This window comes from Streptomyces sp. NPDC006691 (assembly GCF_042869955.1).
Classification (GTDB): Bacteria; Actinomycetota; Actinomycetes; order Streptomycetales; family Streptomycetaceae; genus Streptomyces.
This window is the reverse complement of record NZ_JBIAGW010000012.1, coordinates 248038-256590: the sequence shown is the minus strand read 5'-3', so window position 1 is coordinate 256590 and position 8553 is coordinate 248038. Positions and strand designations below refer to the sequence as shown.

Genomic DNA, 8553 nt, shown 5'->3' with positions numbered 1-8553 from the left:
GTGCAGGCCTCTCGCCCTCGTCCTGACACCGGGACACTACGGCGACGGGCCACAGTTCGAGCGTGTCCTGGAACAGGTCGCCGTACCCCGTATCGACGTCGGAAGGCCCCGCACCCGGCCCGACCATGTCCTGGCCGACAGGGCCTACACATCCCGGAAGAACCGCCGCTACCTGCGACGACGCGGAATCCGCCACACCATCCCCGAACGCCTCGACCAGCAAAGACACCGCAAGAACCGCGGTTCACGCGGTGGCCGGCCCACCGGCTTCGACAGCGAGCGATACAAGAAACGCAACACCGTCGAACGAACCATCAACCGCCTCAAGGGCTTCCGCGCCGTCGCCACCCGCTACGAGAAACGCGCCCACATCTACCTCGGCACCGTCACCCTCGCAGCCCTCATCATCTGGCTCCGCACATGATCCGAGAAACAGTGCCTAGCGTTGTGGCCATGGTTGAAGCGATCGCAACAAGCAGTGGAGCGGAGCCCGCCGGTGGGATCGCCGGCTGGGCCGTTCACCTCATGGAATCCCTGGGTGCGCCGGGGGCCGGTCTCACCAACGCCGTGGACACGGTCCTGCCGTTCATCCCGAGCGAGGTCATCCTCCCGGTGGCCGGCTTCACCGCCGGGCAGGGGCGGATGAGCCTGGTGTCCGTCATCGTATGGACCACCATCGGGTCGGTGGCCGGCTCCCTCCTGGTGTACCTCGTCGGCGCCGCCCTCGGGCGGGACCGCACCCGTCGGATCGCGGCGCGGATCCCCCTGGTCAAGGCGCACGAGATCGACCGGGCGGAGGCCTGGTTCGCACGGCACGGCGCCAAGACGGTGTTCTTCGCCCGGATGGTGCCGGTGTTCCGCAGCCTGATCTCCGTTCCGGCGGGCATCGAGCGCATGCCGCTTGCCGTGTTCACCGGCCTCACCGCCCTGGGCAGCCTCATCTGGAACACCGCGTTCGTGCTGGCCGGGTACTGGCTCGGTGACAACTGGCGGCTCGTGGAAGAGTACGGCGGGGTGGTGTCGAAGGGGGTCGCGCTGGCTGTCCTGCTGCTCGTCGGCTACTTCGTCGTCTCCCGGCTTTCACGTTCCAAGGGCAGGCACGGCGCGTGATCCGTCCTGGCGCGCCGCTGACGGGTGGCCTCTGGTGAAGAGGCTTCACGGGGGAGGGGCCGTATATGAGGAGGGCTTGATGGGGAGGCTGACCGCTCTCGGCGGCGCGGCGACGACGGTCGTCCGGTCGCTGACCGGGATCGCGCTGGGCGTGGTCTCCGCCGTGGCCGGATTGGTCTTCCTGGCCCTGGCCGCGCCGGTGCTCGCGGTACGCCCCGGGAACCGGGTGCCCCGGGCGGTCGCGGCCACGGCCCTCAGACTGGCACGCCTGGATCGGCTGAGGGTGACCGTACTCCTGGGTGGAGACGGGAGTGGCGGGTTCACCACGGACCGGGCCCTGCGCTATCTGGCGAGCCGCTGGCCCGTCGGCCTGCTGGGGGCCGGCGCGCTCACCGTCCTCGGCTTCGGTCTCGTGACGACGGGAGAGGCGCTGGCGGGCTGGCTGCGGGGCGAGCGACCGGACGGCATCGCGCCGACCTGGCCCGTGGTCAGCTACCTGCTCACCGCGGCGGCCCTGGTCCTCTTCCTCGATCTCGCCGGGCTCGCCGCCGTGGTCGCGCTGGAGCGGTACCTCGTCCACCGCTTCCTCGGCCCGAGCGAGCGCGAGGTGATGCGGCGCCGGATCGACCAGCTGTCGGCAAGCCGTGCCGGGATCGTCGAGGCCGTGGACGCCGAACGCCGCAGGATCGAGAGGGACTTGCACGACGGGCTCCAGCAACGCCTGGTAGCCATGGCCATGTTGATGGGCCGGGCCAGACGCAACGGATCCGACGAGCTCTACGCGCAGGCCCACGAGGAGGCGCAGCGGGCACTCGACGAGCTGCGCGAGGTCGCGTGGCGGGTGTACCCCGCCCACCTGGACCAACTGGGCCTGGAGGAGGCGCTCGCGACGGTGGCGGAGCGCTCGGCCGTACCGGTGCGGATCCGGTGCGGCCTCGGCGAACGACAGGCGCCCCGGATCGAGACGGCCGCCTACTTCACGGTCCGCGAGGCCGTCACCAACGCGGCCAAGCATGCCGGGGCCACCCGCATAGACGTCGACGTGGCCCTCGTGGACAGCGAGACCGGACCGCTCCTCAGCATCCGCGTCACCGACGACGGCGCAGGCGGTGCCGACCCGGGCGGCACCGGCCTGGCGGGGCTCGCCCGCCGGGCCGCCGCCCTGGACGGGCGGTTCGCCGTGCACAGCCCGACCGGCGGTCCCACCCTCGTAGAAGCGGAGCTGCCGTGCGGGTAATGCTGGCCGAGGACTCCGTCCTGTTGCGCGAAGGTCTGGTCCGCCTGCTGACCGAGGAGGGGCACGAGGTGACCGCGGCCGCGGGCGACGCGGCCGAGCTGCTCGCGGCGGTGGCCGCCGCGCCGCCCGACGTCGTCGTGGTGGATGTGCGGATGCCACCGACCCACACCGACGAGGGGCTGCGGGCCGCGCTGGCCATCAGATGCGACCACCCGGGGGTGGGCGTCCTGGTGCTGTCGCAGTACGTGGAGAAGCGCTACGCCACCGAGTTGCTCTCCTCGGACACCCAGGGCGTCGGCTATCTGCTCAAGGACCGGGTCGCCCGGGTGGAGGAGTTCCTTGAGGCACTGGAGCGCGTACGGTCGGGTGGTGCGGCGTTCGACCCCGAGGTGGTGCGCCAACTGCTCGCGCGGACAAGTCACTTCGCGTCCCTGGAGCGGCTCACCGAACGTGAGCGCGCCGTCCTCGCGCACATGGCGCAGGGCCACACCAACGCTTCGATCGCCGACCGCCTGCATGTGTCGCGGAGCGCCGTCGAGAAACACAGCAACGCGATCTTCGACAAGCTGGAGCTCCCGCGGTCCGGGAGCTACAGCCGCCGCGTCCTCGCGGTACTGCGCTATCTGCGGTCCTGACCGGAGTACCGGCAGGCCGTGGGCCGGCGCCCCTGAAGCCGAAGGCCGGCACCCCTGGATCGGGGTGCCGGCCTTCTCACCTCGGGTGCCGTGGCGGCGGCACCCGACGGTGGCAGCGGCGGTCAGCGGCGACCCCAGGACTTGGTGGCGATGGTGTGCTTGTGGCTGTCGCGCAGGGTGGCGGTGTCCCGGCTGTTGTCCCAGGCGTAGTCGCGGCGGTTCTGGTAGACGTCGCGATCGGTGTCGCGGCCCTTGCCGGTGTGGACCCGCACCGACTGGTGCCCGGCAAGGCGCAGGTTGTGGAAGGTGTACGTCTGGTGGGCGCGGTCGGTGAGCGTCCAGCCCTTGAGGTTCACCGCGCTGCGGCCCGTGTTGGTGACGGTGACCCACTCCGCGTTGAGGCTCTTCTGTGAGTGGTCGTCCCGTCCGGGACTGTCGTACTGGATCGCTCCGAGAACGATCGGGGAGCGCGGCTCCGCCGGCCGTACGGTGGCGGAGGCGGGAACGGCAGCTGCCGCGGCGAGGCCGGAGGCGGCCAGGGCGAGTGCGGCGACACGGGTCATGGTGCGAGGAGACATGTGAACTCCCGGTTCACGACAGCCCGGGCGCGAGCCCGGGATGCCGAACGGTGTGAAGCCCGACACTGGTTCGGCCGGACACCCACACTGTGGCCCCGGGTCCGGCGGCCCCGCGCGCAGAAGGGCCACACGTAACCAAACGCGGAACATGACACACCATCAGCGATCACGGCGCGCACGCCCCCGCGCGCGGGGTGCTGCGCCACGCGGGGGCGTTGCCGTGCGCCCCGGCACGGCACCCACCGGGTGGCTGGGGGCACCCCTGCGGACGGGGGTCAGCCCGTGAGCGGGACGGGGGCTGGCCCCATGGTCCGGGCGCGATGCCTCGGCGACGCTCGGAGCATGTTCCGTACGTCTTCGCACAACGGGTTCCCGCACACCGCGAGCGCCGCGGCGCACCTTCGGCTGTTCGTCCTCGTCGGCGTCGTCACCGTCCTGGTGACCCGCGCCTTCTTGGCGCTGACGGGCTATCCCAAGCTCGGCGGAGGGGCGGCCAACGGCGGCCTGCACATCTCCCACATGCTGTGGGGCGGACTGCTCATGCTGGCCGGACTCCTGGTCATGCTGGTCTTCACCGGGGCCGCCTCCCGTCGGCGCGGTGCGGTGCTCGGCGGCGTCGGCTTCGGCCTCTTCATCGACGAGGTCGGCAAACTGGTCGCCACCGACGGCTACTTCTACCGCCCGGCCCCCGGGATCATCTACCTGTCGTTCGTCGCACTGACGGGCTTCGCCCGGTGGGTGGCGCGGCGTGCGCGTACGGACCGGCGGGAAGCACCCCGCGCGGTACGCGCGGCCGACGCCGCCGAGACCGCGCTGCACGGCGTTCTCGGTGGCCTCACCGCGCAGGAGCGGTGCGAGGCGCTGCGCCGCCTGCGCGGCACCGAGGGACCACCGACCGCTCTGGACACGGCACTCGTGGCCCTGATCGAAGCGGTGCCCGAACGCCCGGGCCGGCCGGCCGGCCCGCACCACGAGGTGCTGGCGCGGGCCCGGCTGCGGGCATCCGGGCTGATGGCCCGACTGACACGCACACGGGGGCTGGTTCACCTCGTCGCATGGGGCACCACACTTCAGGCCGTCGTCCTCCTGGCCGCCGTGGCCGCCGAGGGCGTGACGGGCGGCCTCGACGGCGAGACCCCATGGCCGGCCGTCACCGGCGCGCTCGTCTGCTCCCTCGCGACCCTGGCACTCTCCCTGCGCGGCACGGCCCAGTTGCTCCGCGACCGCGAAGCCGCACTACGGACGCTGCGTGCCGCGCTCCTGGTGGACCTGGTCGCAGGGCAGGTCTTCAAGTTCACGATCAACCAGTTCTCCGGGGTGACGGACTGGCTCATCAGTGTGGCCCTGCTCTGTCTGCTCTGCCGGTGCTCACCCGGGCCGACGCACCGTCAAGTGCCGCTCCCGCAGGCCGTGGAGAGCACCTCAACGGCTCTTCGAACCACGATGCGCCAGGCCGTGTGACACCTCAGACGGAGGCGTTCGGTCCCTCCGTCGCCTTGCGGTGCTGCATGGCCGTGAGCCGCCGTACGAAGAGGATGGCGAACAGGGCGGCCGCCAGATTGAGGGCGTCCGCCAGCATGACCACGTCGGTCGAGCGCTGGATGGCCTCGGGTGTTGTGGCGTGACTCGCCATGGTCGTGCCGCCCCGGTAGACGAACAGGGCCGCTATCCAGGTGCCCCACCACGTCCTGATGGGCCATTGCGAGACCGTACGCCACGCCCCGTCCGGGGCGTGCTGGGTGCTCGCGACCCATGTCTCGCGCGCGACGCCGAACGGGAGCCACAGATTGCCCACGGGGATGAACCATCCGCCGATGGCCCACCCGCGGTTGCGCGTGCAGACGTCCGGAGCCAGGACATCGGCGTTGGAGCGGACCCGGAAGAACCAGATGATGAAGACGACGGCGGTGGCGAGGGTCCCGGACATCTGCAGATACCCGGACAGCTGGTAGAGCAGGTCGGTGCGGTCGATCTCCTCGGGTCCGCGATCGAGGAAGTCGCCCGCCGCCAGGTGCAGCTGCAAGCCGGCGTACAGGGCGAACAGGTCGGTGGCGGCCACCGCGCCGAGCAGCACACTGGTCGCGGTGGCGAGTCCACGCGGTGAGCGCAGGGCGCGGGTTGTGATGTGTGGCTGTGGTGCGAGCTGGGATTGCGGCAACACGGTCGAGTCCCCCCACGGGCATGATGAACCCCACGTGCGATCCGTGGGGGTGTCGCAGGACCGTATGTGACTCGGGGTGGTTCATACAAATGGGATGGCCGGCTACACCGTGGAGTCGTCGCTCGTCCCCGCGTGCAGGACGGCCTCCCGCGCCGATCGGGCGAACCCCGCCGACACCTCGTGGCTCCGGCCCTCGTCGGCGAAGTAGACGGCTCCCATGCTCCCTTTGTCCAGCCACGCGCAGGTCACCATCGGGGAGTCGGCCACCTCGTAGGACATGCACCGCATCGAGCCACCGAGGCTGCCGGGGGCGGCGCTCCAGGACGTGTGCACCGGGTATCCGGTCGCCTCGGCGCCGCGCTGGATGTCGGCCAGCGCGTCGGCGGGTGCGTCGTGGAAGTCTCCTGTCGCGCCCCACATCATGAGCGTCGGCCGCTCGGGATCCGGGCCGTACACGTAGGCGAACGTCCGGGCGCCCTCGGCGGACAGGTCCGGTACAAGGCTCTCCACGCGCGTCCGCACCGGGCTCGCGTCCTGGCGGGCCAGGCCCTGGAAGCGGTCGGGTGCCGACACCGTGTAGCGCGGGTACGCCGCGTACTGCCGGTAGCCCCAGACCCCCGACGTCACGCCCGCCGCGACGACCGCGGCGAGCACCACGGCGCCGGCGGTGAGTTCGCGGCGGCGGTACGCCGGGACGGGCGGCAGGGTGGGGAAGGCCGGGGCGGCTGCGTCGACGGGTGGCGCCGGCGGGCGGGCGGCCGCGCGGGCACGGGCGCGACGCAGGAGGGCGTTCAGCGGCAGGGCCGCCGGGAGGGTGACGAGGACGGCCAGCCTCGACCACCAGGGCAGGTGCAGTGCCGGGACGGCCAGCAGCACCACGACGCACCAGGCCGCGCGCAGGAGTGCCGTGGGCACGGGCGCCCGCGCCATCCAGCGCAGCGGTGCACGGCCGGGGCGGGCGAGTGCGCCGAGGGTCTCGGCGAGCACCGCGAGACGGTCGTCCCCGGGGCGGGCCTCGGCCTGGCGCCGGGCCCGCGCCGCGGCAGAGGCAGGGTCACCGACGGCCGCCAGAACCAGGCGGACGTCGTGCAGCTGGATCCGTGATGCCGACGGGGACTTCGACCCGCCGAGCCGCGGCCCGCTCCGCTCCACGCGCAACGCCTGCGGTGAGCCGGGCGCCAACTCCCTTACGCGGCGGGCGAGTTCGGGGCCGCGACCGTTGCGGGCCGGGCGGTCCAGGTAGTCGCTGGCGAGGCACAGTTCGGCGTAGGCGGTCAGGAGGTCGAGGTCGTCGGGGAAGGCTTCGAGGCCCTTTTGGTAGGCGGCTTCCGCCCGGTCGTCGTGGTCGTCCTCGTTCTCGGCGGCATGGGCCCGGCCGAGGGTCAGGAACAGCCGGGCGTCGGGCCCCTCGGCCGTCAGCGCGTTCCGCGCGGCACGCCGGGCCTCGGCGAACCGTCCCGCCCGAAGGTGCCGTTCCGCTTCCGCGCACGCGGACATGACCTCTTGACGCTCGGCCTGCATGGTTTCCCCACCCCTGATGAATCCGCCGAGCCCCTCGAATGGGTCGGCGCGCAACTATTGCCCGGGGAACGCGCCTGGTCAATCCCTATATCGCGGCCCCGCCAACAGTGCGCGGGGGCGGGGAATTCCGGGGTGCTCGCGCCCGGGGGCCCGAGCCCTCGGCCGGGTCCGGCCGCCCGGCCGTCGTGCTTTCGGCCGAGGTGTCCCCCGGGCGGGCCGGGGCCAAGGGCCCCCTGATCGAGGACGTGTGGCGCGGAGGGGCGGCTGTGGACTTGGACAGGCTTGATCCGTGCCGCTCCGCACCGAGCGCGGCACTCCGTACCGTTCCCCCCTTTCGAGAGGTTGTCCCTTGATGTTCTCCCGGTCGACTCGCACCCTGCGCCGCCGCGTGGCCGCCGCCGCGATCGTCACCACCGCCGTCGCGGGTGTGTCCCTCGCCGTGGCCGGCCCGGCCTCCGCCGCTTACGGCCCCGACTACGGTGACGCCTGGGTCAACAACCACACCGGCAAGTACGGCGACAACTGGACGAAGACCTACGACAAGGACTACGGCGACGCCTGGACCCCGCACGTGCCGGCGCACAACCGTGCCGATGTCGCCGTCACCGCCTCCGGTCCCGCGCACATCGACCACGACGCGGAGCGCCTGTGGACGGTGTCGATCACCAACACCGGGAAGTCCACGGCCCACTCCGTGCGCTCGGTCACCACCATGCCCAACGGCATCGAGCACCGGGCCCACCGCATCGTCCAGGGCAACGCCCATGCCCAGCTGACCGGCGAGGGCCGCGTGCTGGTCACCGTCGACGCGCTCAAGCCGGGAGAGACCGTACGCCTCCAGATCGCGGGCCGTGGCCCCTCGCACGGCGGCGGCAACGTCCAGCTCGTCACCGGCGTGACCACCACGTCCCCCGAGAAGACCACGTCCAACAACACCGCGACGGTCCGTACCCGCATCGCCTGAGCGGGCATCGCATTGCCTGAGCAGGCATGCGAGGGGCGGAGCGGACCGGGGAAGCGGTACGGGCGATGCGCTATCAAGAACTTGCTGCAACTTTCTGAATGATTTTGCGCCATCTCTTGACGGGGCGCCGGGCTCGGCGGGATCGTCGTCCTCGCGCAACCGAGCCCGACCGCCCCGGCGGGCCGAGTGCCGAACGCCGTTGACGCACAACGGTGTTCGGCACGGGACAGCCGCGCGCCGGTCCCGGGACGGACCGGGCGCGCGGGTGGTGCCGTGGGCGGCGGACGGGTTGCGCGAGCCGCGGTGTCGGCCGATGCCGTGGGTTTCCTCCCCGCAGCACGACCGCG

Annotated in this window: 9 protein-coding genes; 6 read left to right on the top strand and 3 right to left on the bottom strand. The window is 72.1% G+C overall.

The features are described from left to right. From ACFYNP_RS25670 to ACFYNP_RS25655, 4 genes are all read left to right on the top strand, one after another. Window positions 1-424, top strand: a 424-nt coding sequence (locus tag ACFYNP_RS25670) for an IS5 family transposase (protein WP_388788567.1), incomplete at its 5' end; no start/stop codon positions are given. 29 nt (window positions 425-453) lie between these two features. Continuing rightward, on the top strand, window positions 454-1110 hold the full coding sequence (locus tag ACFYNP_RS25665) for a DedA family protein (RefSeq protein WP_388788564.1): 657 nt from the start codon (window positions 454-456) through the stop codon (window positions 1108-1110). A gap of 79 nt (window positions 1111-1189) precedes the next feature. Beyond that, window positions 1190-2347 carry a sensor histidine kinase gene (locus tag ACFYNP_RS25660; RefSeq protein WP_388788561.1) on the top strand — a complete coding sequence of 386 codons (1158 nt, stop codon included), beginning with the start codon at window positions 1190-1192 and terminating at the stop codon, window positions 2345-2347. Beyond that, window positions 2338-2982: a DNA-binding response regulator gene (locus tag ACFYNP_RS25655; RefSeq protein WP_388788558.1), complete on the top strand. Its 645-nt coding sequence runs from the start codon at window positions 2338-2340 to the stop codon at window positions 2980-2982. Before ACFYNP_RS25660 ends, ACFYNP_RS25655 begins: the two co-directional genes overlap by 10 nt. 122 nt (window positions 2983-3104) lie before the next feature. On the opposite strand, the gene ACFYNP_RS25650 is transcribed toward ACFYNP_RS25655, so the two are convergent. Next, window positions 3105-3560 (bottom strand): lamin tail domain-containing protein, encoded by a 456-nt coding sequence (locus ACFYNP_RS25650; protein WP_388409142.1) that lies wholly within the window; start codon window positions 3558-3560, stop codon window positions 3105-3107. A 342-nt stretch (window positions 3561-3902) separates the two neighbouring features. Between ACFYNP_RS25650 and ACFYNP_RS25645 the strand changes: the two genes are divergently transcribed. Further along, window positions 3903-5021, top strand: a complete 1119-nt coding sequence (locus tag ACFYNP_RS25645) for a hypothetical protein (RefSeq protein ID WP_388788555.1) — start codon at window positions 3903-3905, stop codon at window positions 5019-5021. Window positions 5022-5025: 4 nt separating this feature from the next. Here the strand turns inward: ACFYNP_RS25645 and ACFYNP_RS25640 are convergent, their stop codons facing one another. Further along, entirely contained in the window at window positions 5026-5721 is a 696-nt protein-coding gene (locus ACFYNP_RS25640; protein ID WP_388409137.1) for a DUF4328 domain-containing protein, read from the bottom strand. Window positions 5722-5823: 102 nt separating this feature from the next. Next, the gene (locus ACFYNP_RS25635; RefSeq protein WP_388788552.1) at window positions 5824-7242 is read right to left on the bottom strand and encodes a tetratricopeptide repeat protein; all 1419 of its coding nucleotides are present in this window, start codon (window positions 7240-7242) and stop codon (window positions 5824-5826) included. A gap of 352 nt (window positions 7243-7594) precedes the next feature. Between ACFYNP_RS25635 and ACFYNP_RS25630 the strand changes: the two genes are divergently transcribed. Further along, the gene (locus ACFYNP_RS25630) at window positions 7595-8206 is read left to right on the top strand and encodes a hypothetical protein (protein WP_388788549.1); all 612 of its coding nucleotides are present in this window, start codon (window positions 7595-7597) and stop codon (window positions 8204-8206) included. The last annotated feature ends 347 nt before the right edge of the window (window positions 8207-8553 follow it).